Raw genomic sequence first — 25,340 nt, forward strand, 5'->3', positions numbered from 1 at the left:
CGTTATACTACTTCAGCGTGTAGCCGAGTGTGGCTGAATTCACTGTCGTGTCAATAAAGGCGGAGGGGACATTGCCGCGTGGCCGCGGCTGGCTCTCAGGATTCGGCGACGCGTTTGACGTCGCTCGAAACCAGGGTCAGTTTGCCGAGCGGGACGCCCGCATTCAAGAGTCCGGCGCGGTAATGGGCGAGGTCCTCGGGCCGCTTCCAGTGGAAATTGCGCAAATGGCGGTCGACATTGAGAGTCGGGTAGTTAGCCATGAGCACGCGGGTCGCCTCGACCGCCTCGTCGCCGCGTCCCAATTGCGCCAGCGCCGCGGCGCGGATTGCCAGCGCCTGCAAATGGTTCGGGTTGATGTAGAGCTGTTCTCGAGCCCATGACAGAGTCGCGTCATATTGGCCCAGCAGATAATGGCTGAAGGCGTTCAGTGCGGCCCATTGGTAGCGCGGATCGCTGTTGTCGCGCTGTGCGGCCATCGAGAACAGCTCGATCGCCTCGCGGTGCTCGCCGATGACGAAATGGCAGATGCCGAGCACGCCGCGCGCGCCGTTGTCGTAGGGGTTGAGCGCGACGGCGCGCTTGGCGGCGTCCATCGCGGCCTCGTAATGCCCCTCCAGCGCGTGGGTCCAGGACAGGATCGAGAACGCAAATGACGAGCGCGGATCGAGCCGAACGCTGGTTTCGGCAAGCTTCATCGCCTCGGCCCACATCTCGCGCGTGCCCTTGACCCAGCCGAACTGGATGCTCTGGATCTGAATCGTGGCGAGATAGGCGTGCGCAATCGACAGCTTGGGCTCGAGCCTGATGGCCTCCCGGAACAGGTCGACGGCGATGGCCAGGTCTTCCTTGGTTTGCCGATAATAGTGCGACAGTCCTTTGAGGAAGCGGTCCCAGGCGGTGACGTCGGTCGAGAGCCGCGCCGGCGCCGAGGCTTCGGCCCGGACGATCTCGGTGGCGATGGCGGCGGACAGGTTGGTGGTGATCTCGTCCTGCATCGCGAAGAGATCGCCGATGTCGCGGTCGTAGCGGCCAGTCCAGAGCTGCTCGCCGGTCTCCGGCGCGATCAGCTCTGCGGTCACGCGGATCTTGGCTCCGGCACGCCGCACCGAACCCTGGATCAGATAGGTGGCGTCGATCTCCCGCGCGATCAGGCGGGTGCTGGCGTTGTTGCCCTTGAACACGAACGTCGAGTTGCGGCTCAGCACGCGATAGAAGGATTGCAGCGACAGCGCGTGGATCAGATCCTCGGTCAGGCCGTCGGAGAAATACTCGTCCTGTGCGTCGCTGAGATTGGCGAAAGGGAGCACGCCGACGATCGCGGTGCGATACTGCTGCGAGAGGGCGGATGCCTCCCTCAGCGCGGGCGCAAGCGCCGGTGCACCTTCAGGCGTCCAGGTCCAGACCCCGATCGGATCCTTGATGTTCTTGAAGCGGTGGTTGCCGGCATCGACCAGCGGCACGGTGAGATGCTTGCTGGCCTCCTTGTAGGCCTTGGCCGAGATGGCGAAGCCGCCGGGGCTCGCCACGGCTTCGAGGCGGACGGCAATGTTGACATCGTCACCGAAGACCTCGTCCTCGTCGGCGATGACGTCACCCATATGGATCCCGAGGCGGAACTGCATGGCGCGATCGGCGGGCAGATGGTGATTGCGCTCCGCCATCAGGGTCTGCATCGCGATCGCGGCCTCGGTGGCGCCGACGATCGAGGGGAATTCCAGCAGGAAGCCGTCGCCGGTGTTTTTGACGACGCGGCCGCCGTGATTGAGGATGATGGGATGGATCGCGCTGCGATGGGCCTTGAAGGCGGCATGGGTGCCGGCCTCATCGGTGCCCATCATGCGCGAATAGCCGGCGACATCGGCGCAGACAATGGCAGCCAGACGTCTTTCCATATTCCGGAGCTCCAAGAGACTTGCAAGAGACTTGGAAGAGATCGAGGACCGGCCACGGCGTGGCAGTCGCCTCGAATCCCGCATTCAAAGAACCCGTTCCTTATAGAGCAGATGAGGCCGAGCGAAAGTATGATCCGCATTGCAAATTCGAGGTAAATCCTCGGCAATCCGGCAGTGGACGGGGACGAGCGAACGCACTAAGCCGACCTCTTGGGCTACGGTTGGGCGGCGGAGGCACGTCACACATGCTGGGCATTCACGAAATCTGGCTCTTCGTCCTGTCGGGCGTGCTGCTCAACATCACGCCGGGGCCTGATACGGTCTATGTGATCGGCCGCAGCATGCAGCTGGGCTGGCGAGGTGGCGCCGCGGCCGCGCTGGGCATCAGTTGCGGCTGCTTTTTCCATGTCGCGGGCGCGGCAATCGGCCTTTCGGCCCTGCTGATGGCCTCATCGACCGCGTTCTCGATCCTGAAGCTGGTCGGAGCGGCCTATCTCGTCGTGACCGGGCTTCAGATGCTGTGGTCGCGCCCGGTGCTGGCCTCGGCCATCGACGAGCCTGTGCAGAGCTCGCTGCGGCGGGTTTTCCTCCAGGGCGTCTTCACCAACGCGCTCAATCCCAAGGTCGCGCTGTTCTTCCTTGCCTTCCTGCCGCAATTCGTCGCAGCGGACTCGGCGCACAAGCCGCTCGCCTTCCTGATGCTGGGCCTGATCTTCATCTGCACGGGAACGCTGTGGTGCCTGGTGCTGGCGGCGTTCGCGGCAAGGGCCGCCCACCGCTTGCGGAGCTCCGAAGGCGCGGTCGCCTGGGTCAACCGTACCCTCGGCGGCCTCTTCATCTATCTCGGCATCCGCGTCGCCATGCTGGAGACGCGGTAACGTCCTTTACGCGAATTCCTTCAGCAGCGCGCTGCCGGCGAGATAGAGGCCGAGCAGGATCATCGCGATCAGGAACCAGCGGCGAAACGCTTCCGCCGGCATCCGCGCCCGCACCGTTTGGCCGATATACATGCCGGCAAACGCGCAGGCCATGCCCACGGCGCCCGGCACCGCGTTGGCCGGCGTCAGCAATCCCCCCGCGGTGAGATTGAAGGCGAGCGCCAGTGTCGCTGTCGTGAAAAACACGCCGAGCGCCTGCACCAGCTCGTCCTTCTCCATGCCGATCGCCTGCATGAACGGCATCGAGGGGATCACCTGCACGCCGGTCGAGGCCGAGATCACGCCGGTGACCACGCCGACCACGCCGCCGACCCATTTCTCGTTCTTTGGCGCAACATGAAACTGGAATTTGTTCAGCCCGATGATCGCGTAGATGACCAGGAGCACGCCGAGCACGATCGTGCCGTAGCGCGCATGCGGGCCGGTGAGCGCGCCGGCATTGAGCCAGCACCCGATCACGGTGCCGATCATCAGCGGCCACAGCCGCCTCAGGATATCGCGCAAATGGGGGCCGACGAAGGTCTGCCAGATGTTGGTGACGATGGCGGGGACGATCACGATGGCGATCGCGCGGCTCGGCGCCATGCTCACCGCGAGCAGGCCCATGGAGACAGTCGGCAGGCCGAGCCCGACCACGCCCTTGACGAATCCGGCGATCAGGAAAACGGCGGCGATGAGAATGAGGAGCGGGTCGATCATATCTGCACATTGACCGATGCAGCGCGCCGGCACAATCTGTAGCTTACGGAGAAAGCCTTCGTTTGGAACGAAGGCTGAAGGGACCCCCGATGCGCTTCGACCTCGTCGACCTCCAGCTGTTCATCGCGGTCGCCGACCAGCGCAGCATCACCCGCGGCGCGGAGCGGTCGCATCTGGCGCTGGCCTCAGCCAGCGCGCGCATCAAGGGGCTGGAGGATGCGCTCGGCGTCGCGCTGCTCAAGCGCGGGCGCCGCGGCGTTGAGTTGACCTCGGCCGGCGAGAGCCTGCTCGATCACGCCCGTCTCGTCATTCACCAGATCGACGCCATGCGCGGCGATCTCGCCGGCTTTGCCAGCGGCGTGCGCGCCAGCGTGCACTTCCTCGCCAATACCTCGGGGCTTTCGGAGCATCTGCCGAAGGCGCTCGCCGGCTTCCTGCGCGAGCATCGCGACGTTGCCATCGACATCGAGGAGCGCGAGAGCACCGACATCGCGGCCGCGATCACTGCGGGCGCGGCCGATCTCGGCTTCGCCGCCGAGCACGCGCTGCCCGATCATATCGAGCGATTCGCCTTCAGCGAGGATCGCCTGACGCTGGTGACGTCTAGGCGCGGCCCGTTCGCCGGCCGCCGCGCGATCGATTTCCAGGAGGCGGGCGCTTGCGACTTCGTCGGGCTGACCAGCGCCACCGCGCTTCAGGTGCATATTTCGAAGCACGCCGCCCGGCTCGGCATGCGGCCGCATTACCGCGCACGCTTGCGCGACTTCGATGCGATCTGCCAGATGGTCGCCGCCGATGTCGGCGTCGCGCTGGTGCCCGAAGCCGCGGCCCGCCGCTGCGCAAAACTGATGCCGCTCGCCATGGTCCGCCTGCGCGATAGCTGGGCCAACCGCAAACTCGTGATCTGCGCGCGAAGCTTCAAGACACTACCGCGCCCGGCGAAGATGCTGGTGGAGCATTTGCGGTCTGCGGCGGTGTGAGTTCTGGGATTTCCCCTCCCTTTAGAAGAGGTTAAGACGCAGCTACTTCGCCGTCTCCACGCCAGCGTCCTTGATCACCTTCGCCCATTTCTTCGTCTCGTCCGCGATGAATGTGCGAAAATGCTCCGGCTCATCGCCGACCAGCGTCGCGCCCTGGGCAGCGAGCTTTTCCTTCACCGCCGGATCCGCCATCGCCTTCGTGGCCAGATCATGTAGCGCGGTGACGATCTCCTTCGGCGTGCCCTTCGGCGCGACCATGCCGTACCAGTTCTCGATGCGCAGATCCGCAAAGCCCGCTTCCGCGGTGGTCGGCACGTCAGGCGCCGTCGGCGAACGCTCGGCGGAGCCGACCGCGATCGGTCGCAGGGCGCCCGCCTTGACCTGCGGCAGCAGCACGGGGAGGTCCAGGAACGTCATCTGCACCTGCTGGCCCAGCAGATCGTTCACGGCGGGCGCCGCGCCGCGATAGGGCACGTGCACGATGTCGATCTTGGCCGTCAGCTTGAACAATTCACCGGCGAGATGCGGCAGGCTGCCGGGTCCGGAGGAGGCGAAGTTGAGTTTTCCCGGCTGCGCCTTGGCGAGCGCGATCAATTCCGCGATGTCCTTTGCGGGGACGTTGGTGGCGACCACCAACATTTCCGGCACGGTTGCGACCAACGTCACGGGCGTGAGGTCGTTGAGCGTATCGTAGGCGACCCTTTCCATGCTCGGGCTGATCGCCAGCGCGCCGGCGCTGGAGATCGCGATGGTGTAGCCGTCAGGTGCAGCCTTGGAGACGGCATCGGTGCCGAGCACGCCACCCTGGCCGCCGCGATTGTCGATCAGCACCGGCTGCCCTGACAGTTCCGACATGCGCTGGCCGATCACCCGCGCGATGATATCGTTGGGGCCGCCGGCCGGAAACGGCACGATCAGCTTGATCGGCTTGGCCGGGAAATTCTGGGCGGAGGCGAGCGTCGGAAAAAGAAGCAAGGCCGCGAGAAGGAGCGTACGCCGGTTGGTCATGCAGGCTCCTAGATCGCCTAGCCGTTGAGCAGTTTCAGTGCTTCTTCGTGAACCCTGGCGTCGCCGGCCGCGACGATGCGGCCGCCGCCCTGGGCCGGCTTGCCTTCCCAGGTGGTGACGACGCCGCCGGCACCGGTCACGATCGGGATCAGGGCTGCGATGTCGTAAGGCTTCAGCTCGGTCTCGACCACGAGATCGACGTGACCTGCCGCCAGCATGCAATAGGAGTAGCAGTCGCCGCCATAGCGCGACAGCCGCGCGCCCGTTTCGATGCGGCCGAAGATGGCGCGGTCGCGCTCGCTCATCAGCAGCGGGCTGGTGGTGTAGGTCGTCGCCTCCGACAGCAAGGCGCAGCGCCGGACCTGGAGCCGGCGCTCGCCGGACGGGCCTTTATAATGAGCCGAGCCGCTGTCGCCGGAAAAGCGTTCGCCGATGAAGGGCTGGTGCATCATGCCGTAGACCGGCGTGCCCTTGTGCAGGAGCGCGATCAGCGTGCCCCAGATCGGAAAGCCGCCGATGAAGGATTTGGTGCCGTCGATGGGGTCGAGCACCCAGACATAATCCGAATCCTCGCGCTCGTTGCCGAATTCCTCGCCGACGATGCCGTGCTGGGGAAAGTTGGCCTTGATCAGACGCCGCATCACCGCCTCCGCGGCGCGATCGGCCTCGGTCACGGGGTCGAAATCCTTGGTCTTGCTCTTGTCCTCGATCGACAGCGAGGTGCGGAAGAACGGTAGGATGGTTTCGCCGGAGGCGGTGGCGAGCCGTCCGATGAAGGCGGAGAAATCGATCACCGTCACGGCGTATCCTCAAAAAAGCGAAAGTCGGGTGAAGCTCACTCCTGCCTAGCTCAAATCGGAAGAATCGTGCAGCGCTGTCTTGCTTTTGCACCCTGGTATTTTGGATGCCGGATGCGTCCCCCCCTTCAAAGAACTAGGCCGGCCAAAAATCGATCATTGAGTTGAAACCTTAGTTCCGGATCTGCCTCGTTCGTATGCAAATGACTATCAACCCATTGAATTTCCTTATCAAAGGAACTGAATCTGGGTTTCTCTAGAAGCAACCGAGCTATGTCCTCATTGCATGGGAAACCGCTCGAAAGCCCTTGCACTTTGTGCGTCGCGGCCGCATATTGTTGCGGTGCGGTAGCGCTTCTCGCGTTACTGCTGCCCTCCTTGGGCGTTTCCTCCCTAGACTTGGGCCGCTTCTTCATTAGAAGCGGCCCTTTTTTCTTTCAGCCTCTGCTTTCTCTCGGCATCGGCTTTCATTTCGATGCTCGCCGCGAAACGCATTCGCGCTGATCGCACCCAAACACAATTGTTCGAAGAAAACGTCGCGCCTATTCAGCCGCGGCCTGGAACGGGCCGAGATCGCCGAACGGGACCGTGGTCGCCAGCACGTCTGCGAGCACGCCGAAGTCCGACGCCACTTGTGCAAAGCGCGGACTGCGCTCGCGCCGCCGCTCGTCCATGTAGATTGCGCGGTTGAGCTCGAGCTGCACGGCATGCAGGCCACTGGCCGGGTTACCGTAATGCTCGGTGATGAAGCCGCCGGCGTAGGGCTTGTTGCGGCCGATCGAATAGCCGAGGCCGGCCATGGTCTCCTCGACCCGGTCGGGCAATAGCGGCGTGCAGCTCGTGCCGTAGCGGTCGCCGATGACGATGTCGGGCCGGCGCGGCTCGTCGCGGGAGACGCCGACCGAGGGCATCGAATGGCAGTCGACCAGCACGACGGTGCCGAACATCTGGTGCACCTTGTTGATCAGCCGGCGCAGCGCGCGATGATAGGGCTTGTACAGCGTCTCGATCCGCCCCAGTGCGTCGTCGACCAGGATGCGCTCGCGATAGATCTCCTGGCCGTCGCCGACCACGCGCGGAATGGTGCCAAGTCCGCCGGCGACCCGCATTGAGCGGGTGTTGGCAAAGCTCGGCAGGCGCCCGGTGAACATCCGGGGATCGAGCTCGTAGGGCTCGCGATTGACGTCGACATAGGAGCGGGGAAAGTTGACCCGCACGGTCGGAAAGCCGCGCTCGCTGAGATGGCCGATCAACTCGTCCATGAAGGAATCTTCGGAACGCCGCAGCGTCGGCAGGTCGATCCTGGAGGCGCTGAGGAATTCGTCCGGATAGGTCGAGCCGGAATGGGGCGAGTTGAAGATAACCGGCGCGCGCCATTGCGCGGGCTCAACGATCTCGAAGGCTGGCGACTTGTCGCCGTCAAACCGGGTCATCTTCTCAGGCTTCGTCCCTTGGTGTCAGGCTTCGCCCTTGGCAATCAGGCTCCGCCTCTCGGTATCAGGCTTCGCCCTTGGCGCATTGATTCGGCCGATCGGGCGGCTCTTATGTGTCGTCATTGTCCGGAATCGCAACCATCCTGCCAAGCGAAAAGATGAGATCTGCGCTGGAACATGTCTTAACCCTGCGGGCAGCGAGGTGGGGACCGGCAGGTACGGCTCGATTGCTTCGTGCCGTATTCCGGTTCACAAGAGTCCGGCAGCGCGAGCTGCGGAGGGTAAAGATTTTCACCCCAAATTTACCCTCCGTCGGGCTTAGTGACCTCCGCTGATATCCTCTGGGGATTCGACATTTCCGCCATGCCAAAGATCCTGCTCGCCGAAGACGACAACGACATGCGCCGTTTCCTGGTCAAGGCGCTGGAAAACGCCGGTTTTCAGGTCTCGTCCCACGATAACGGCATGGCCGCCTATCAGCGGCTGCGGGAAGAGCCGTTCGAGATGCTGCTCACCGACATCGTGATGCCGGAGATGGACGGCATCGAGCTCGCCCGCCGGGCCTCGGAACTCGACCCCGACATCAAGATCATGTTCATCACGGGCTTCGCCGCGGTCGCCCTGAACTCCGATTCGGATGCGCCCAAGAACGCCAAGGTGCTGTCCAAGCCCGTGCATTTGAGAGAATTGGTCAGCGAAGTGAACAAGATGCTGGCGGCCTAAATCGGGCCCCTTCCGTCCTTGCACCGGCTCCCGTGAGCCGTTATAGGGACCCGACCCGATCTAGACGACATCTAGGGCGCGTAGCTCAGCGGGAGAGCACTACCTTGACATGGTAGGGGTCACAGGTTCGATCCCTGTCGCGCCCACCATCCTTCGCTCGCGATAGCCGAGTGAAGGATGCCACGCCGAAGCCCAACGGGCGCAGGCGGGCTGCCGCCGCGAGCTTCGGCTCGGAAGCCACCAATCTCATTTTGGCGAAGCGTGTCCGGCGTAGCTCGAAGAGCGGACACGGACTGGAGCGGCAGCCTCCTGCGCCGACACACAGCCACTAAATCCCCTATTTCAGTTCCGTATTCGCGACCGGAAGGATGGAGGCGACGTGCCAGCCGTCCGCATCCTGAACGTAGGTCTGGCTGATCAGAAACGTATTTTGTTGTGGCGGCTTGCCCGGAAGGCCGCGCGTAAAGACGATCGGCACGAGGATCTGCATGATCTCGTTCGAGATCACGGCAACGCGGAATTTCGACATGTCGGGTTCGAGGTGCCAGGTGCCCTCGTAATAGGTCTTGAAGCGTTCGGCGACCTCATCGCGACCGCGCGTCTCGATGTTTCTGGCAAACAACAGCGTTCCGGGTGAATTCAGGAGCATGGCCTTCATGGCGTCCGCATCATGCGCATTCTGCGCCGCGATGAATTTCTCGAAGATGGTTCGTGCTTCGGCATCATTTGCGGCAGCCTGCGCGCCTCCGGCCGGCCAGAACGTTGCGGCGAGAAACAGCGCTGCGGCAAACGCCGCAACTTGAGGGCGCCGTGAAAACACTCGTGGCGTGAAATTGCCTGAAGGCATTTTGGGTCGGATCATGGTCACCTCTGGTCATTTGCCGGCGGAATTTGAATGGTGAGCGTCATACCATTGTGGCCAGGTCGATGTTTTCAGGATTGCACGATCGGCGATGACCCCGACATCACGGAAACGTAGACTTCCGGATGCCACGGGACCAGGCAAGCAAACCCTCGCCGCGAGCAGCGAGTTGAGTTATCGTCTTGTGGTGTGAAGTAACCCGGATGAAGGTTGCCCATGAGCGTGTCCGTCATCGAGCAGGCAAAGATCCAGGCGCAGGTGCTGGTGCCCCTGGTTAAGGCGTTGCAGGCCGAACTCGGCGAGGCGCGCGCCAATGCATTGGTGCGCAAGGCGCTTGGCGACCTCTATCGCGGCTTCGGCGAGGAATTCTGGAAGGCAAAGAACAGCACGAACAACGAAGCCGATCTCGGCAAGGCCGTCGCGTCGGCGTTCAAGACCTATGCCCGAGACGACGCGCTCGCCTATGACATCATCGAGCAGACCCAGGACGCCTTTGCGTTCGACGTGACGCGATGCGCCTATGCCGAGTTCTACAAGGCGCTGGGCGAGCCGGAGCTCGGTTTCCTGCTGGTCTGCACCGCCGACTTCGCGACCGCTGATGGATTTGGCGCCGACGTCAGGCTCACGCGCACGCAAACCATCATGCAAGGCGCGTCCCATTGCGATTTCCGCTACTGGCGCGACGAGCGCGGATCAAAATGAAGGGAATGCGGGTGATGCGGGCGAGCTATGTTGCCCTGATGGTGCTGGCGCTGATGTCGTCGCGCGCCGCTGCTGCGGTCATCGACTGGCAGGCCGAACTGCAGCGCTGCCGCGCATTGCGCGAAAGCGTGGCGCCGCTGCTTCAGGCCGGCGAGGGCATCTCGGCCGTCGGCCGCTCCAACAGATCCATCCGCCGCTGCATCTGGATCCAGCGCATCGCGGTGCGCAGGAAGATTCCCGGCGCGGAGGTTTGGTAGCGTAGCTAGTCATGCAGCGCTGCTGTCTCACACTCCGTCATTGCGAGCGCAACGAAGCAATCCAGACTGTTTCCGCGGAGGGATTCTGGATTGCTTGGCCGCGCTCGCAATGACGATGTGGAAGCAGCAACGTGTTCAGCTCATCGCCTTCACGATGGAGATTCCGATACCGAGCTCCTCGTGGAACTTACGCACCAGCGCGGCCTGCCAGCTCTCGCCGAACTCGATCCTCGCCGCCGATCGCGACGACGCGGATGTGCGAATGAAGGCGCCATGTGGTCATGAGGGATCGTTATCGTGCACCACCTCGGTGCAATGCGCAGCTTGATCCGCGACTCCCCGCCTGCCATTGTCCGCCCACCCACGCCAGCGAGAAATGAAGGCAGGTTATCGAGATGAGCAGCGTGAACAAACCAGGCGGCAACTACTTGCCCGTCATCATCCATAGTGGAATTGCGTATGTCAGTGGTCAGTTGCCGCGTCGCGGCGAAGAGCTGCTGTACTCAGGCAAGGTCGGCGCAGGTGTCGATGTCGCCGCCGCACAGGGGGCGGCAGCCCTCTGCGCAGATCTCTGCATTTCGGCCATCAATCACGCAACAGGTGGAGAGGACAAGATCGTCCACGTCTTGCAGCTCGTTGGATACATCGCCTCGGCCCCTGGATTCACTCAGCAATCGCAAGTCATGAACGGCGCTTCCGACCGGTTGATCGAGCGCCTAGGCGATCGCGGTCGTCACACGCGTACATCTGTCGGCGTCGCCGAGTTGCCGCGGGGTGCACCGGTCGAGCTGAGTATGATTGCCGCTGTTCGGTCGTAGGAAGGCATGCCGTTCGCTGATCGTCAGCTTCGACGTTCGCACTTCGATACGTCGCGACGACACGCGGTCTATTCGACCAGATACTTCTTCACCGCAGCCTCGTCCCACGCGATCCCGTTGCCGGGCTCCTCGTTCGGCAGGGCAAAGCCGTCCTTGATGATCAGCCGCGTTGAAAGCACTGCGTCGGCCCAGTCGACATATTCGAGCCAATGCGCGGTCGGCGTCACGCACAAAAGATGCGCGCTGACTTCCGAGAACAGATGCGTCGACATCTCGATCCCGGCGGCATGCGCCAGCGCGGCGGCGCGCAGCCAGCCGGTGACGCCGCCGATGCGCTGCACGTCGGGCATCACGTAGTCGCAGGCTTCCGCTGAGAGCGCGGTCTGCATCGCGAAGGCGCTGTCGAAATTCTCGCCGATCTGGACCGGCGTGCGCAGCGCATCCGCGATGCGGGCGTTACCCTCATAATCGTCGTGACGGATCGGCTCCTCGATCCAGGTCAGGCCCTCATCGTCGAGCATCTCGCCACGGCGGATCGCCTCGGTGGCCGTCAGCGCCTGGTTATAGTCGCACATCAAGGTCACGTCGTCGCCGACGGCCTTGCGCACCGCGCGCACCACCTTCAGGTCTTCCCGTGCATCGGGACGGCCGACGCGGATCTTTGCGGCCTGAAAGCCCTCGGCCAGCAGCTTGTGGGCTTCCTCCACCGCGGCACCCGCCGGCATGATGCCGAGCCCCTTCGAATTGTAGGCCCTGACCGGTCTCGGCGCGCCGCCGAGCAGCCGCGCTAGCGGCAGGCCGCGTGCGCGCGCCAGTGCGTCCCATGCCGCCATGTCGATGCCGGATTGTGCCAGCCGCTGCAGGCCGGCGAGCCCCAGCAGGGTGAAGCGCTGGGTCAGCTTGCGCTCGATCTCGAACGGTAGCAGCTCGTCGCCCGCAAGCAGCTCCGACATTTCCGCGACCATCGCCGTCAACGGCTTCAAGGCCGATGGCGTGATCGAGAACAGATAGGCGTGCCCCTGGACGCCCTGGTCGGTCTCGCAGTCGATCAGCACCAGCGGTGCCTTTGCGACAGCCCCGGTCGAGGTCTGGAGCGGGAGGTTCATCGGCACGATGACGGAGCGCGCATTGAAGCGCTTGATGCAGATGGTCTCGGTCATTTGGTGGATCTCCTGGCGGAGTGAATGCAGATTAATGCCGATCTTAAACATTCGCCATGAAACGAAAAGCCGCTTGGCGCGACCACCATAAAATGGGGTTGCGCGGGAGCGCGTTTATTGGCTCTGTTCCGCAAATCCCCCGAGTTCGAGACAAGAACGCTCATCACGGAGCCAACGAGTGAAGCAAGAGATCTCCGAAGAACAGCGCAAGAGCGGCATCCTGACCGGTGCCGCGATCGCCTTCCTGCTGCTCGCCCTGCCGCTCGCGGTGTGGCTGGACCTGACCGAACTCAGCAAGACCGCGCTGCGCCGGCAGGCGATCGACCTGAATTCGGTGATCACGAGCGTGCGCAGCTACTACGCGACCAACGTGGTCGGGCGCATCATCGCCAATCCGAACGGTACGACCAGGGTGATTCACAACTACGAATCCATCCCCGGCGCGATCCCGATCCCGGCGACATTGTCGCTGGAGCTAGGGCGGGTGATCGGGGCGCAGCAGGAAAACATCACCTACCGTTTCGTCTCGGACTTCCCGTTCCAGAACCGCGCCCCGCACCAGCTCGACAAGTTCGAGAAGGCCGCGCTCGAATCGCTTCGCAACGATCCCGAGCAGAAGATCGTCGAGACCGAGACCTCGCTGTTCAACGACAAGGTCCGGCTGATCGCTCCGGTGACGATGGGCCCGGCCTGCGTCAGCTGCCACAACAGTCACCCCGAGAGCCCGAAGAAGGACTGGAAGGTCGGTGACGTCAGAGGCATCCAGGAGGTGATCATCGCCCAGCCGATCGCCGCCAACATCTTCTCGTTCAAGTTCCTGTTGGCCTATTTCCTGATCGCCGCCGGCAGCGGCCTGTCGTTCCTCTCGCTGCAGCGCCGCCAGGCGAGCCGCATCAAGGGCATGAACAAGGAGCTCGAATCCACCAACGACTTCCTGGCTTCGCTATCGATGAAAATCTCGCGCTACATCCCGCCGCAGGTCTACAAGAGCATCTTCTCCGGCCAGAAGGACGTTACCATCCACACCGAGCGCAAGAAGCTCACCATCTTCTTCTCCGACATCCAGAATTTCACCGCGACGGCGGAGCGGCTGCAGCCGGAGTTGCTGACCCAGCTCCTCAACGAATATTTCACCGAGATGTCGGCGGTCGCCCACGAATTTGGCGGCACCATCGACAAGTTCATCGGGGATGCCATGCTGATCTTCTTCGGCGACCCCGAGACCAAAGGCGACCGCGCCGACGCGCAGGCCTGTCTCCAGATGGCCTGGCGCATGCAGCACCGGCTCACCGAGCTCAATGCGAAATGGCGCGCCTCCGGCATCGAGCTGCCGTTCAAGGCCCGCATGGGCATCAATTCCGGCTATTGCAATGTCGGCAATTTCGGCAGCAGCGATCGCATGGACTACACCATCATCGGCGCGGAGGCGAACCTCGCCGCGCGCCTGCAATCGATCGCCGAGCCCGGCGGCATCGTGCTGAGCTACGAGACCTTCGCGCTGGTCAGCGACATCGTCCGCGCCCACGCGCTGCCCGCGATCACGATGAAGGGCATCAGCCGCGAAATCATTCCCTATTCGGTCGACGCGCTGAACGACGCGGCCGCCGAAAGGAGCGGGATCATCACCGAGCGAGCGCCGGGGCTGGAGCTGTATCTCGACCCCGCCGTGGTCAAATCCGGCGACGCGGCGCGGGTGCGCTCGCTGCTGGAGAATGCGCTGGCCTCTCTGAACCCGGCGTGAGGAGCACGCGCGTTGCCGTCTCTCATTGAGAGAGTGTGCCGTGTGGCACCCCCTCCCTAGCCCTCCCCCACAAGGAGGGAGGGAAACACATCTTTAACGTGGCGACTTTGTCCAACTTCGCGGAAAGTCGATCATGGTGCGACGCTGCTCCGTTCTCCGCTCGGCTCCCTCCCCCTTGTGGGGGAGGGCGGGGGAGAGGGGTAGCCCAGCAATAGGTGGGCCCGAGTCAACTCACCGCGCCGCGCCTTCCGTGAAGGCGGTTTCGATCACGTCGCCGAAGGGTTGCCAGGAGCGGCCGTCGAACTGGACCAGCCGCATCTGCCGGATCGGCAGGTAGCTGTTCGGCGAGGTGTTCATCCTGATGTTGGGCAGGGCGACCGAAGGCTGATAATTCCTCAGCGAAGCCGCCTGACGCATGATGTTCTCGCGCGAGAGGTCGTCGCCGCATTGCTTCAGCACCTGCGTCAGCGCCTCTGCCGCGGCGTAGCCATAGAGCGCGGCGCTGCTGTTGGTGCTTTCGTCGTGATGGTATTTGTCCATGAAAGTGAACCAGTCCTTCATGGCGGGATCGTCTTTCCAGGCGGGATCGCTCGGATCCTTGAGGAAAGCCGCCGAGATCACGCCAGAGGAATTCTCCAGGCCTGCGGGCGCCATCGCATTGGCGATCGAGGCGGAGGCGTCGTTGACGATGAAGACCGGGCGCCATTTCATTGCCGCCGCCAGCTTGATCACCTTGGACGCCGTCGACGGTACACCGAGAAAGACGAAGATATCGGCGCCGGCGCGCTTGAGGATCGAGACGTGTCCGTCGAGATGCTCATCGGCAATGTCGAAGGCGATGTCGACGAGGACGAGACGGTTCAGATCGCCAAGACCTTCCTCCATGCCCTTGAGAAGCGCACGCCCGAACTGGTCGTTCTGCCAGAGCACCACGATCTTCTTCCTGGGATAATAGGCCTGGAGATAGTTGGCGTAGATGCGCCCCTCCGACCGGAACGACGGCTGCCAGCCCATGGTCCAGGGAAACGCCTTGGCCTGGCTCAGCTCCTCGTCGCCGGAGGCGACGAACAGTTGTGGGATCTTCTTCGCGTTCAGATACCAGCGCGTGGCGAGATTACCGGGCGTGCCGAACGATCCGAACATCAAATGCACGTCGTCCGTCTCGACCAGATTGCGCGTCAGCTCCAGCGCGGTCGTCGGATCGGAATTGTCATCGCGCGTGATGAAGCGGATCTTGCGGCCGTTGATGCCGCCGCGCGCGTTGACCATGTCGAAATAGGCCGCTTCCGCCTGGCCGATGGCGCCGAATTCGGACAGCGGTCCCGAATACGGCATGACATTGCCGATACGGATTTCGTTGTCGGCGGTGGGTTGATCGGCGCGCTCCTGCGACATCGCCCCGAGCGATGCCAGGGCAACCATCAACACGAACAGCATCCTGCCGGAGACGCGCATGCCCGATACCTTGACGTTGGCCCCTCATCGAGGTCGGCTCAATCCGCACCAAGGCTGCTTGATCTAGGTCAAGCGTTTGTCAAAGCTGTGGCGCGGTGCGCAGCTGGAGGGCCGGACGAAACGGCAGGCGTGCTGACGCGCCGAGTGTGGCGCGCCGCTAGGGCAGCCCGCGGACATTGGACTCCATCTCGACCCGGCGGTCGTGAAATCGGGCGATATAGCGCGGGTGCGCTCGCTGTTCCGCACTCGTCCGATGAAAAATGAACCGATCTGTGAAAGATCATGTTTGGGATAGCGGGCCGTAATTTGGATGGTGGTCAATATTGACCGGTGGCGGCAGAGCTCTCGGTTCCATGATGGTCCATCACCGCCCGCATCGGCGCCCATCGGTGACTGAGAGTATCGCGCTCCCGCCGGATTCAGGCGAGCCTCATGGCCATTCAGCGACCACCTTGTCCTACATGCCGGATAACAACGACGCTGGCGCGCATCACGCCAAGCTCCGCCGGTTCTGAGATTTGGACCTTCGAATGTCCCGCTTGCGATTTCGTCGACCAGATCGCGGTCGTGCTGGTCGACCCAATGAGATCGTCTGATACCTTGGCTTGGTTTCAGGGCGAATTGCGGGCGCCTACATAGGGCGCGCGCTACCTGGAACGAACGAGCGCCGAAGGCCTGGACGTAGGCATTGGTCGAGAAGAACCGGTTGCAGCGCTCGGCTTGGCAACGACGGTGACGTTCAGCGAGCTTGGTGCTGCGCTTCATCAGCAGAGGTAGTCACCCGAAAATCCGCATCATTAATGCTTTGCCGATCGGGGCGGCGTGGATGCCGGTGAATGCGCTGACGTAGTCACCGGAATAGAAAGCGCGAATGAGAGCGATGCGGGTGTTGAGGGTTTCATCAAACCGGATTGCAAAGCCATTCCCCGTGCGTCGCACGACCAGGGCCGCGACGTTTCTCTCCTGGAGGGTGCAGCGAACCGCGGTCCCGACAGGTGGTGGATTGTCGCTCACGAAGCGAGCGCCCGTGATCGACATGTCTGCCAAACGGTAGATGCACTGCCGGGAACCGATATTGAAAAGGACAGGCTCATCTCGCTCGAACCGCTCGGCCTTCCGTCGCCGCGGCTGCTCGATGGACACCAGGCAGACGATCAACAGAATGATGGCGTTGTACAAACTCCAGGCGAGCGCCAGACCGCCATAGGCGATCATGTCACCTTGCACATGAAGCACGAAGGCATAGACGATACCCGCGAGCGTAATCGCCAATGCGGTGCCGTATATCCTGAGCAGTGGCCATTCGACGAAGCGTTGGTCGCGATCCCCGCCCTTCGCCGTGACCTTGAATGTGTGTCCCTGCGTCTGGAGCAGTCCCGCCGCCACGGCCTTGAGAACCGCCGGCAGTGCAATGTATTGAGCGACATCCGACATCACCGCCATGGAGCGTCCGCGGGAAATCCAGGCCATGGTGAGCGAATACCAGACATAAAAAGGCAGGAAATATCCGAGGAGTTCGAAAAGATCGGCCTGGACCGCTTTGATGCCGAAGAGAAGATAAAGGCTTGGAACGACGAGACCGAAGACCTTGACGACATAGGTCGAGGTCCAACTCATGAATGCTTCGATGAGAGAAAGCCTGTCGACAACGTCCAGCTGCGATCTTCGGGAAAAGGGACCACTGCGCCCCCGAAAGATTTGCATGAAGCCAAGACACCATCGGCTGCGCTGAGTGATGTACTCCTTGAGTCCCTCCGGGGCCAGCCCCAAGGTCAGACGCTCGTTCAGGTACACCGTGCGTGATCCAATTTCCGTCAGCCGCAGCGTCAGCAAGTAGTCCTCCGTCACGGAATCGGTCGGAAAGCCGCCGATCTTCACGAGGGACGAGAATCGGATGACCGACGACGTGCCGCAACAAAACGCCACGCCCCAAGCGTCCTTCGATGGCATCAGGATATCGAAGAAAAAGCGCTGCTCGTCCGGCCAGACCTTGGTCGCGGCCAAATTGGTTTGGATCGGATCCGCATTGATGAAATGCTGAGGTGTCTGTACCACGCCTACGCCCTGGTCGCGGAACAGGCACGTCGCGCGGCTGAGAAATTCGGGCATAGGCACGAAATCGGCGTCGAGAATCGAAATGAAATCTGGGGGATCGGCGAGCTCCGCCACATGCCACAGGGCGTGATTGATGTTGCCGGCCTTGGCGTCCTTGTTGTCCGGGCGCGCCAGATACCGGCAGCCGAGCTGGCCGGCAAGCTTTTCGAGCCAGTCACGCCGTCCGTCGTCCAGAACCCAGACGCGGTAGTTGGGATAGTTCATTCCCGTGGCGCCGATGATTGTGCGCTCCAGAATCGACGTTTCCTCGTTGTAGGTGCAAATGAATACGTCGATCAGCGGAGCTTGCCGTCCGGCAAGCCACCGCCTGTTGACTTCGACTTGCGGCGTTCGATTGGTCGAGCGGCTGAGAAACACCAGTGTCAGTGCACCCGCCGCAAGCGATACAGCCTCGACGAAGAGGAACACGGATCCCACGGCGAAGTCGGCGGTCCAGCCGACGGGCGGCACCGTGGCTGTCATGCGCCATCCAAAATAGCGGATCATGAGCAGCAATGCGATTGAGATCATCAGCGAGCGCGCCGTGGAGTTCTCGTGCCGCAACCAGGGAAGGACGGCAACGCAGAACCCGAGCGCAATAAGGCCCGGTGTCAGCGCGGCGATCATGGCTTTCTCGCAGTGTCTGGCGAGAAGATGACGCGTCCGGTTCGCCCGACTGGACAATCGTTGGAGCCATCGTTGAGGTCGGGGACCGAAATCGTCGCACGATACGGTTCCTTGCTCAGCGCATCGGGATTAATGGCGAGGTTCGCTGCGACCCCTGCGGAGCCGGTGAGATTGACGACGGTGCCAGTCAATTCGGGGCCGCCGGCGCTCGGCCGGAAATGTGCGAGAGATCCCAGTTGCAGCCCGTTATACACGCTCTCAGTGACGTTCGCCGTCACTACGGCGCCGGAACAATCGAGTAGACGAATGAGCGGTTGTCCGGCCCGGACGTCCTCTCCAGGTGCCGTCATGACCTCCCATATTCGGCCGGCGACGGGGAACTTGATGTCCGCCTCGGAGCGGCCGATGTAACGAGATCGCTCTGATTCTATCTCGCCGACGAGCCACGAGATTTGCGCATCGGCGTGCGCTACGTCCGCGGTGAGGCCTTCAGCCCGCTGCCGCATTTCCTCCTCACGCTGCACCGAGCTCGGACGATCGTTGTAGCTGTCGCCGAGGAAAGTGCCCTCGCGCGCGGCGGTGAGCTCGACCTGGGTTGCATCCAGACGGCGTCGCGCGCCGATTTCGGTCTGCTGAGCAATGGTTTGATCCCGCGTCAGGCGCCCAAGCTCGACAGACGAAACGCTGCCCGATTTGATGAGCGATGATGCTCGTTCCACCGCGGCTGCCGCCTCTTCACGACGCGCTGCGGCCGCTTCGATTGATGTTTGGATTTCTGCGATGCGCGCCTCGAGCTGACGAATGCGCCCCGCTGTGAACAGGGCCGCCTGACGCGCCAGATCCTTCTGCCCCGCCTGGGCTGAAGCTATCTTCCAAACGAGGCTCGGCCTTTCGTTTTCGAGGCGAGACATCTGACTGCGCAGGTCATCGAGCCGCACGCGGTCGCCGCGCGGATTGACGACACGGAGGATGAAAGTGCCCTCACCGACGGTGCCTAAATCGCCTGACAGACTGGCCCCGGCTGAAATCTTCCCGTCAATCGGCGACCTCAACGTCACGAGCCTCGAATTGACGACGGCTTCGACGCTTGACGTCTGGAAAAGCGCTCTGAGCGGCAGCCAGCCGAATACTGCGACGATGGCGATGCCCGCCGCGGCCTTCACAAATCGGAGAAGCGTCCGGCTCGGCTTGGATTGCGCTACATCCGCGGCGGCATCGCCGCCGGTTGCGGGGGCATCGGCATTGCCGGGACTGAGACGCGCATCCAACGCGCGTTGCAAACCGTGCGCGTCATGGTTTCCGTCCACCGCGAGAGGTTTTGCGATATCTGGACCGCCGCCGCCTTCGAATGTCGAATCGAAACGCGTTTTGTTTTGCATCATACACCTGAGAGTCAACGCGCAACCTCCGCGCGAGATACGGCCGGCCGAATCCAAATGCGATGTTGGTGTTGCAAAGGCTAACTGAAACATGAGAATTGTCTGCGATAGCGGATCGCCAAGAGTCGCATTGGGCCGATAGAGGCACGGGTCCGTGCTACCGTTCAGCCGATGTGTTGACGAGGTGCAGCTTGGTCGCGGGCGAAGCCCGCGGCATTGCTTTCTCAAACTCCGCGAGAATGCTGGCGCCGAGCTCTGAGGCGGGGATCGGCCGGCCGAAGAAGAAGCCCTGGACCTGATCACCGTTGGCCGCGTCGAGGAAAGCTGCCTGGTTGGCGGTCTCGACGCCTTCGACCGTCACCCGCATGCGCAGTTCCCGTCCGAGCGCGATGATCGCTTTTACTACTGTCCCGACCTGACAATGAGGGCCGTCGAGGCTCTGCATGAAGGCTCGATCGATCTTGATCTTGTCGAACGGAAAGCGCCACAGATAGCTGAGGCTCGAATAGCCAGCCCCGAAATCGTCCATCACGATGGCAACGCCCATCGTCTTGAGCGTCCGGAGCTGAGCCATGATCGTTTCGGTGTTGCCGAGCAGCAGGCTTTCGGTGATCTCCAGTTCGAGTCGGTGCGCCGCGAGTCCGGCGTCTTTTAGTGCGGCGGCGACGATGTCACCGATGTTGCCCGCCACGAACTGCACGGGTGACAGGTTCACTGCAACGGTCAGGTGCGCCGGCCAGGTCGCGGCCGTGCGGCATGCCTCCCGCAACACCCACGCCCCGATCTTGTCGATAAGCCGCAAGTCCTCGGCGACCGGAATGAAGGTCAATGGCGGAATGAGGGTTCCGTCCGCCGCGGGCATCCGGATCAGCGCTTCGAAGCCGGCAAGGCGGCGCTTGGATATTTCGAAGAGCGGCTGATAATGCAATTCGAAGCGATCATTCAGTACCGCGTCGCGAATCGCCCTCTCGAGCTCGATGCGCGCTTGTAGCTCAGTGTCCATTTCAGGCAGGAAAAACCGGATGCAGTTGCGGCCGGCTGCCTTGGCCGCGTAGAGCGCGAGGTCGGCACTCTTGAGCAACCGCTCGGCGGTGGTGTCTTCCCCCGTCGCCAGCGCCACGCCGATGCTAGCGGTGGTGAGGATCTCGTGCTGCTTGAATTTCACGGTCGCATTTACCGCGGCGGCGAGATGGCTCGCAAACGAATCGGCCTGAGCTTTGCCGGCGATCCCGCTCTGCACGACCACGAATTCGTCGCCGCCGAGCCGCGCCACCACGTCGTCGATCCTGGCCGCGGCGCGAAGACGCTTGGCGATGGACTTGAGCAGAAAATCGCCACCGTCGTGACCAAGCGAATCGTTGACCTCCTTGAAACGGTCGATGTCGATGAAGTGTACGGCAAGGCTGCCGCCCCGCATCGGCAGGCGAGCGATGGCGCTCTCCAGTTTTTCGATCAGCTGCGGGCGATTGGTCAGCCCGGTCAACGCGTCATGATGGGCGAGAAACCGGATGCGCCGGTCAGCGTGCTTCACCTTTGTTTCCCGATACCAGGCAATTGCGGGAATGGAGAAGGCGAGACCTGACAGCAGGCAAAGGAACACGGCCGCGGTCAGGAACGTATTGTGGACATTCTTGCGTTGCTCGGTTTCATCCACGTAGGCCGCAACGACAGCGGTGAGGCGACCGTCGGTCTGGACCGGGACATAGGCGCGGGCGAAGAATGCCGGCCGGTCGGGCGAATTTCCCTCCCTGACGTCGACGATCGGGAGACCGTCAACCGCTGATCGCGCCGCATCGGGGCTATATTCAGACAAGTCGACGAGCGCGATCTTTTCGCGGGTCGAAACGAACTGGGAGTAGCCATTACGGTTGAATATTTCGTAGTGAAAGACCTCGCCGGAATTTCGCGCCGACAGGAAGAACGCCATGCTCGCGGCGGAAGGCTGCTCGCCGCCGGCGATCTGCTCGAGATCGGTGACACTGGCCGCCAGGAACCTCGCCCAGCTACGAGCGGTCGACGTCGCATCTTGACGGAGAAGATGATCGGTCGTGATCTTCAGGGTCGTCCCGGCGCCCAGCAACAGAATGGCAAGCGCGGCGACGATGGTGACGATGTTTCGCTGAGGCCAGATACTGGCGAGTGACGGCATCAGTGCTACCGGGTCGATCGCATTTTCGTGAGCTCGGCCCGAACCGTTTTTAGCAGTTCGGCATTGCGCTCACTTTTCGAAGCCCAATCGTCGGCAACGGCCGCGAACACGGCATTGGCCGCATCGAGGTCCGACGGCGTGGGTATGGTCACCTGGCGTTTGGGATCGGACTTCAGCTCCCCCATAATGCTGTTTTCAACGGCTTCGTAGGTATCCATGAAACGTCCGGCAGACCACGCACCGCTGTATTTGAGGATGGTCGCCTGTGCAGGTTTCGGCAGCCGGTTGAATATTTTCCGGTTCATCAAAACCATCAGCGGTGCGCCGCTGATGCCAAGAAGGTAATGATAGGTCGCAACGCGTTTGATGCCGTAATCGACCAATGGAGATGGTGGTACCAGGGCGCCATCGATGCTGCCGCTGCCGATGGCTTCGGAGATCTTGGTGACCGGCAGAAATACGGGCCGCGCTCCGAGCTTTTCGAGCGCTGCGGCTTCGCCCGGATTGTTGACGCGAATTCTCTTGTCCTTCAGATCATTCAGCGACGTGATCGGAATGTTGCTGTGGATCGTCTCGGGCTCGGTGACATAGGCGCCGATCACCACGTAGTCGTCGTATCCTTGCAGCGCGCTGGCGGCCATAAGCCGGTTGAACACCGCAACGGACTCCCGCATGTTCGTAAACAGGCCGGGCATCTCGATGATTGCATTGTCTGCGAACCGGTTGCGAGTCAGTCCCGTCACGACGTAGGCGATGTCGGCCGTACCATCGAGCACGAGCTGGGGTTGCTCAGCCGGATCCTTTCCAAGCACGCCGCTGAAATAGGTCTCGATTTCGATCTGGCCTCTTGCCTCGGCGTTGACCGCGTCGACGAATGGCTTGACCGCAGCGAGATAACTCGTCGAGCGGTCGGAACTGGGGAAGGCCAATTTGAGCTTGACCGGTTCGGCGGCGGAGGCCGAAATCAACGCAAAAGAGATCACCGCGCATCGTGCAAGCAAACTAAGCATCGGTTTTCCGATCGTGGCGGCGGCGCGTCGAAACGCCGATTTGCTCGGTCCCTAACGAACCCCCATAGATAGAAATGCTTCAGAGAACTCTCCTAGATAGCACGCGGCGATCCGGGCGGCGACCAGATCGCGAATCGTAGTTTGAAGCGTGCTAACGCCGGCGAGACAATTGTCTGAGAGCGCGCGGCCGCGAGAGGGCAACCCAGCTAAAGGTGGACGTTATCAGCGCGCTGCCGGCAACACGCCGCTACGGCAGACCGCGCGCCTCGAGCTGATGCACCAGCAGCAGTGTCGGCTCGGCGAGGCTGTCGCCGGAGCCGTCGAGGCCGAAGGCGCTCGCGATGCCGTCGCGGCTGCGCAGCAGCGCGCTACGCGGACAATGGCCGGCGCCGCAGAGCGTCTTCTTCAGGGTTTCGCCCTGCGCCGTGATGCCGGCGGAATCATCCGCGGCCCAGGCCAGCACGATCGGGACGTCCACATTGAGGATGCCGGGGAAGACCGAGCGCTTGTTGTACTGGCTGGCGTCCCTGCCGAGATAGGCCTTCTCGCTGTCGCTGGCGTCCTTGCCGGCGCGGTAGATCCCGGACACCAGCACGACCGCCGCGACATCGGCGCGGTCGGTCTGGAGTTCGGGATGGGCCAGCAGGGTGGCGACGTGGAAGGCGCCGGCGCCGTAGCCGACTGCGACGATCTCGCGGGCATCGCCGTTGAATAGGTCGATATTGCCGTAGACCCAGGACAGCGCCGCCGCCACGTCGCTCGCACCCGCCGGCCACGTCGCCGAGGGCGCCAGCCGGTAGTTGACGCGCACGCCGATCATGTCGTTGCGCGCGGCAAAGCACATGGCCTGGTCCTGGATCTGGCGCGACAGCTCCGGCGCGGCGCGGTCGCCAGTGAAGGTGTCGCCGGTCACGAACAGCAGCACCGGCCGCGGCGTATCCGCCTTGGTCGTGGCGGTGGCGACATCGAGCACATTGGCTTCGCTCTCGCCGTAGCGCAGGCCGCGCGAGAAGGTGACCTGCTCGCATAGCCGCGCGGTGCCGCCTGCGGTGGTGTCGCTATCTGTGAGGCCGACCTGGACAAGATCGGACCGCGCAGCCGGCCGCGGCGGCAAGGGGCCGTGCGCGGAGGCTGCCGTCAGGCCCAGAATCAGAAAAAATGCGAGAAAATTCTTCATGTCGGTGGTGGCCCTGCGTGCCCGATATGGGCTCGCGCGTTTGGCCCGTCTTTTCAATTCGCCTTATTAGTTAGTTGGTCATGAGGCGATTTCGCGGCACCCATGGTTCTCTCGGCTCGTCCTCCACGCGTGGTTCAATTCCCCGGCTGGAACGTGCAATCCGCCCCGCTGCCGTCCTTCCGGCGGATGGCATTGGGGTCGATCGTGCAGCTCAGCTTGGTCAGGCTCTCGAAATTCGATCCCGCGGCGCCGTCGGCCGGAATGCCGGCCAGAGCTTCGGTGGCGAAGATCTCGTTGGCCGTGGAGCCATTCACCGTCCGGGTCTTCTTGCCGAAGGTGACCTCGCAGTTCCGGACGGTGATGTCGACATTGCCGGCGCGACAGACGATTCGATCGGCGGTCACCATGATCGGCTTCTTGTAGGGAATGTCGCTGTTGGCGGCGAACAGCATCGCCATTGCCTTCTTCTCGGCGCCAGACAGGACCGACGACAGCGGCGCGATCACCCCCGCGAGCGCCAGCGCCGTCGCGCCCGAGACTTTTGCGGGCGTCGCGTCGGAGGCTCCCGCGACGCCGGAGGCGGCTGCGAGGACGAGGGTGCAGGCGAAGATCAATCGACCGGCTTTCATCTTCCCTCCCTGGACCTGCAATCGCGGCTTCCCTCCGAGAAGCGCGCGGAACCAGATTAGCATGTAAATCCGAATTGGAAGGCAAGTTCGCCTCGCCTCGCGCCTTCGCGCGCTACGGCTGTTTTGCTCCGAGGTGTCAAACGGTTACGCCGCGGGGCCGAGCCCCGCGCCGAGACGGCCGTTCTACTGTGCATGGGGTTGTTTTCGCGTTTTTTTGTTTGGCCGACCTGTCAGGCCTGCTTCATCGTCCGGAAGGTGATGGAATAGCGGCGCGCCTCGACCGGCGGGATGCTGTGCTCCCATTGCGACCGCGCCTCGCCGTCCATCATGTAAAGCGAGCGCGGCCGGGCTTCGAGCGTGTGGCGCTCCCATTTGTCGCCGCTACGGCGGCGGAAACGGAATTTGCAGGAGGAGCCCAGCGACACGCCGAGGATTTTGTCGAAATGCGGCTTGTCGCGATGCCAGCCGATGCCGACGCCGGCCTCGTATTCGGTGCAGAGCACCTGCCGCACGCTGCCGCCGGCAAGCCCAGCCCATGCCTCGACCTGCCGCGCGACGGGCAGGACCCAGTCCGGGATCGGCTCGGCCTCGGCCAGCCGCTGCAGCGAATAGTCATAGCGATAGCCGAAGGACGCCACCCGGCGGTTGCCCTCAAAGGCGCCGAACTGGAAGCGCTGGAGCGGCAATGCTGCGATGCGGCCGATGAGCGCCTGCTCGACGGCGGTCTCGACGAAGTCATCGGCATAGCGAAGGCCGGCGGGCCCTACGTGCGGATCGGCGAACAAACCAAGCTGCGTCATTCCTCGCATT

General features: G+C 62.8%; 23 protein-coding genes and 1 tRNA gene. 9 read left to right on the forward strand and 15 right to left on the reverse strand.

Annotated elements, in window-relative coordinates; genetic code table 11:
- Positions 1-95: 95 nt before the first annotated feature.
- Positions 96-1,892: an adenylate/guanylate cyclase domain-containing protein gene (locus BcanWU425_RS06220; RefSeq protein WP_162496403.1), complete on the reverse strand. Its 1,797-nt coding sequence runs from the start codon at positions 1,890-1,892 to the stop codon at positions 96-98.
- 245 nt (positions 1,893-2,137) lie between these two features.
- Between BcanWU425_RS06220 and BcanWU425_RS06225 the strand changes: the two genes are divergently transcribed.
- A complete protein-coding gene (locus BcanWU425_RS06225) occupies positions 2,138-2,770 on the forward strand; it encodes a LysE family translocator (RefSeq protein ID WP_018453342.1) in 633 nt (210 codons plus the stop codon).
- 6 nt (positions 2,771-2,776) lie between these two features.
- Here BcanWU425_RS06225 and BcanWU425_RS06230 read toward each other — a convergent pair whose 3' ends face one another.
- Positions 2,777-3,529, reverse strand: a complete 753-nt coding sequence (locus BcanWU425_RS06230) for a sulfite exporter TauE/SafE family protein (protein WP_018453343.1) — start codon at positions 3,527-3,529, stop codon at positions 2,777-2,779.
- 89 nt (positions 3,530-3,618) lie between these two features.
- Between BcanWU425_RS06230 and BcanWU425_RS06235 the strand changes: the two genes are divergently transcribed.
- Complete coding sequence (locus BcanWU425_RS06235; RefSeq protein ID WP_018453344.1) at positions 3,619-4,509, forward strand: LysR substrate-binding domain-containing protein; 891 nt, start codon at positions 3,619-3,621, stop codon at positions 4,507-4,509.
- Between the two features lie 42 nt (positions 4,510-4,551).
- On the opposite strand, the gene BcanWU425_RS06240 is transcribed toward BcanWU425_RS06235, so the two are convergent.
- The 3 genes from BcanWU425_RS06240 to BcanWU425_RS06250 all read right to left on the reverse strand — a co-directional run bounded on the left by BcanWU425_RS06240 (position 4,552) and on the right by BcanWU425_RS06250 (position 7,747).
- The gene (locus tag BcanWU425_RS06240; protein WP_018453345.1) at positions 4,552-5,517 is read right to left on the reverse strand and encodes a Bug family tripartite tricarboxylate transporter substrate binding protein; all 966 of its coding nucleotides are present in this window, start codon (positions 5,515-5,517) and stop codon (positions 4,552-4,554) included.
- A gap of 17 nt (positions 5,518-5,534) precedes the next feature.
- Positions 5,535-6,317: a histidinol-phosphatase gene (gene hisN, locus BcanWU425_RS06245; protein WP_018453346.1), complete on the reverse strand. Its 783-nt coding sequence runs from the start codon at positions 6,315-6,317 to the stop codon at positions 5,535-5,537.
- Positions 6,318-6,856: 539 nt separating this feature from the next.
- Positions 6,857-7,747 (reverse strand): N-formylglutamate amidohydrolase, encoded by an 891-nt coding sequence (locus tag BcanWU425_RS06250; RefSeq protein ID WP_018453348.1) that lies wholly within the window; start codon positions 7,745-7,747, stop codon positions 6,857-6,859.
- Positions 7,748-8,110: 363 nt separating this feature from the next.
- Between BcanWU425_RS06250 and cpdR the strand changes: the two genes are divergently transcribed.
- Together cpdR and BcanWU425_RS06260 are read left to right on the forward strand one after the other, a co-directional pair.
- Positions 8,111-8,470, forward strand: coding sequence for a cell cycle two-component system response regulator CpdR (gene cpdR, locus BcanWU425_RS06255; protein ID WP_007597092.1), 360 nt, complete (start codon positions 8,111-8,113; stop codon positions 8,468-8,470).
- Positions 8,471-8,544: 74 nt separating this feature from the next.
- Positions 8,545-8,619 (forward strand) — tRNA-Val (locus BcanWU425_RS06260).
- A 188-nt stretch (positions 8,620-8,807) separates the two neighbouring features.
- On the opposite strand, the gene BcanWU425_RS06265 is transcribed toward BcanWU425_RS06260, so the two are convergent.
- Entirely contained in the window at positions 8,808-9,332 is a 525-nt protein-coding gene (locus BcanWU425_RS06265; RefSeq protein WP_204512440.1) for a nuclear transport factor 2 family protein, read from the reverse strand.
- A gap of 216 nt (positions 9,333-9,548) precedes the next feature.
- On the opposite strand from BcanWU425_RS06265, the gene BcanWU425_RS06270 reads away from it, so the two are divergent.
- The 4 genes from BcanWU425_RS06270 to BcanWU425_RS06285 all read left to right on the forward strand — a co-directional run bounded on the left by BcanWU425_RS06270 (position 9,549) and on the right by BcanWU425_RS06285 (position 11,109).
- Positions 9,549-10,034: an L-2-amino-thiazoline-4-carboxylic acid hydrolase gene (locus tag BcanWU425_RS06270; protein WP_018453351.1), complete on the forward strand. Its 486-nt coding sequence runs from the start codon at positions 9,549-9,551 to the stop codon at positions 10,032-10,034.
- Positions 10,031-10,291, forward strand: coding sequence for a hypothetical protein (locus tag BcanWU425_RS06275; RefSeq protein ID WP_018453352.1), 261 nt, complete (start codon positions 10,031-10,033; stop codon positions 10,289-10,291). Before BcanWU425_RS06270 ends, BcanWU425_RS06275 begins: the two co-directional genes overlap by 4 nt.
- Before the next feature lie 94 nt (positions 10,292-10,385).
- Entirely contained in the window at positions 10,386-10,619 is a 234-nt protein-coding gene (locus BcanWU425_RS06280; protein ID WP_162496402.1) for a hypothetical protein, read from the forward strand.
- A 67-nt stretch (positions 10,620-10,686) separates the two neighbouring features.
- Complete coding sequence (locus BcanWU425_RS06285) at positions 10,687-11,109, forward strand: RidA family protein (RefSeq protein ID WP_085361225.1); 423 nt, start codon at positions 10,687-10,689, stop codon at positions 11,107-11,109.
- Between the two features lie 68 nt (positions 11,110-11,177).
- On the opposite strand, the gene BcanWU425_RS06290 is transcribed toward BcanWU425_RS06285, so the two are convergent.
- Complete coding sequence (locus BcanWU425_RS06290) at positions 11,178-12,269, reverse strand: enolase C-terminal domain-like protein (protein ID WP_085350815.1); 1,092 nt, start codon at positions 12,267-12,269, stop codon at positions 11,178-11,180.
- Between the two features lie 178 nt (positions 12,270-12,447).
- Between BcanWU425_RS06290 and BcanWU425_RS06295 the strand changes: the two genes are divergently transcribed.
- On the forward strand, positions 12,448-14,010 hold the full coding sequence (locus tag BcanWU425_RS06295; RefSeq protein ID WP_085350683.1) for an adenylate/guanylate cyclase domain-containing protein: 1,563 nt from the start codon (positions 12,448-12,450) through the stop codon (positions 14,008-14,010).
- Positions 14,011-14,241: 231 nt separating this feature from the next.
- On the opposite strand, the gene BcanWU425_RS06300 is transcribed toward BcanWU425_RS06295, so the two are convergent.
- From BcanWU425_RS06300 to BcanWU425_RS06335, 8 genes are all read right to left on the reverse strand, one after another.
- Positions 14,242-15,465, reverse strand: a complete 1,224-nt coding sequence (locus BcanWU425_RS06300) for an ABC transporter substrate-binding protein (RefSeq protein WP_085354376.1) — start codon at positions 15,463-15,465, stop codon at positions 14,242-14,244.
- Positions 15,466-16,242: 777 nt separating this feature from the next.
- Positions 16,243-18,186 carry a glycosyltransferase gene (locus BcanWU425_RS06305; protein ID WP_204512439.1) on the reverse strand — a complete coding sequence of 648 codons (1,944 nt, stop codon included), beginning with the start codon at positions 18,184-18,186 and terminating at the stop codon, positions 16,243-16,245.
- Positions 18,183-19,565 carry an HlyD family efflux transporter periplasmic adaptor subunit gene (locus tag BcanWU425_RS06310; RefSeq protein WP_445818653.1) on the reverse strand — a complete coding sequence of 461 codons (1,383 nt, stop codon included), beginning with the start codon at positions 19,563-19,565 and terminating at the stop codon, positions 18,183-18,185. The genes BcanWU425_RS06305 and BcanWU425_RS06310 overlap by 4 nt, the downstream gene beginning before the upstream one ends.
- A gap of 157 nt (positions 19,566-19,722) precedes the next feature.
- Positions 19,723-21,714, reverse strand: a complete 1,992-nt coding sequence (locus BcanWU425_RS06315; protein ID WP_204512438.1) for a putative bifunctional diguanylate cyclase/phosphodiesterase — start codon at positions 21,712-21,714, stop codon at positions 19,723-19,725.
- Positions 21,715-21,719: 5 nt separating this feature from the next.
- Positions 21,720-22,724, reverse strand: a complete 1,005-nt coding sequence (locus BcanWU425_RS06320) for a TRAP transporter substrate-binding protein (RefSeq protein WP_231190230.1) — start codon at positions 22,722-22,724, stop codon at positions 21,720-21,722.
- A 247-nt stretch (positions 22,725-22,971) separates the two neighbouring features.
- Positions 22,972-23,901: an alpha/beta hydrolase gene (locus tag BcanWU425_RS06325; RefSeq protein WP_085350161.1), complete on the reverse strand. Its 930-nt coding sequence runs from the start codon at positions 23,899-23,901 to the stop codon at positions 22,972-22,974.
- Positions 23,902-24,035: 134 nt separating this feature from the next.
- Positions 24,036-24,530 (reverse strand): hypothetical protein, encoded by a 495-nt coding sequence (locus BcanWU425_RS06330; protein WP_018453364.1) that lies wholly within the window; start codon positions 24,528-24,530, stop codon positions 24,036-24,038.
- 230 nt (positions 24,531-24,760) lie between these two features.
- Positions 24,761-25,330: an alpha-ketoglutarate-dependent dioxygenase AlkB gene (locus tag BcanWU425_RS06335; RefSeq protein ID WP_204512436.1), complete on the reverse strand. Its 570-nt coding sequence runs from the start codon at positions 25,328-25,330 to the stop codon at positions 24,761-24,763.
- Between the last annotated feature and the right edge of the window lie 10 nt (positions 25,331-25,340).

Origin of the sequence: Bradyrhizobium sp. WU425, assembly GCF_021052305.1 — a bacterium.
GTDB classification, from domain to species: domain Bacteria; phylum Pseudomonadota; class Alphaproteobacteria; order Rhizobiales; family Xanthobacteraceae; genus Bradyrhizobium; species Bradyrhizobium canariense_D.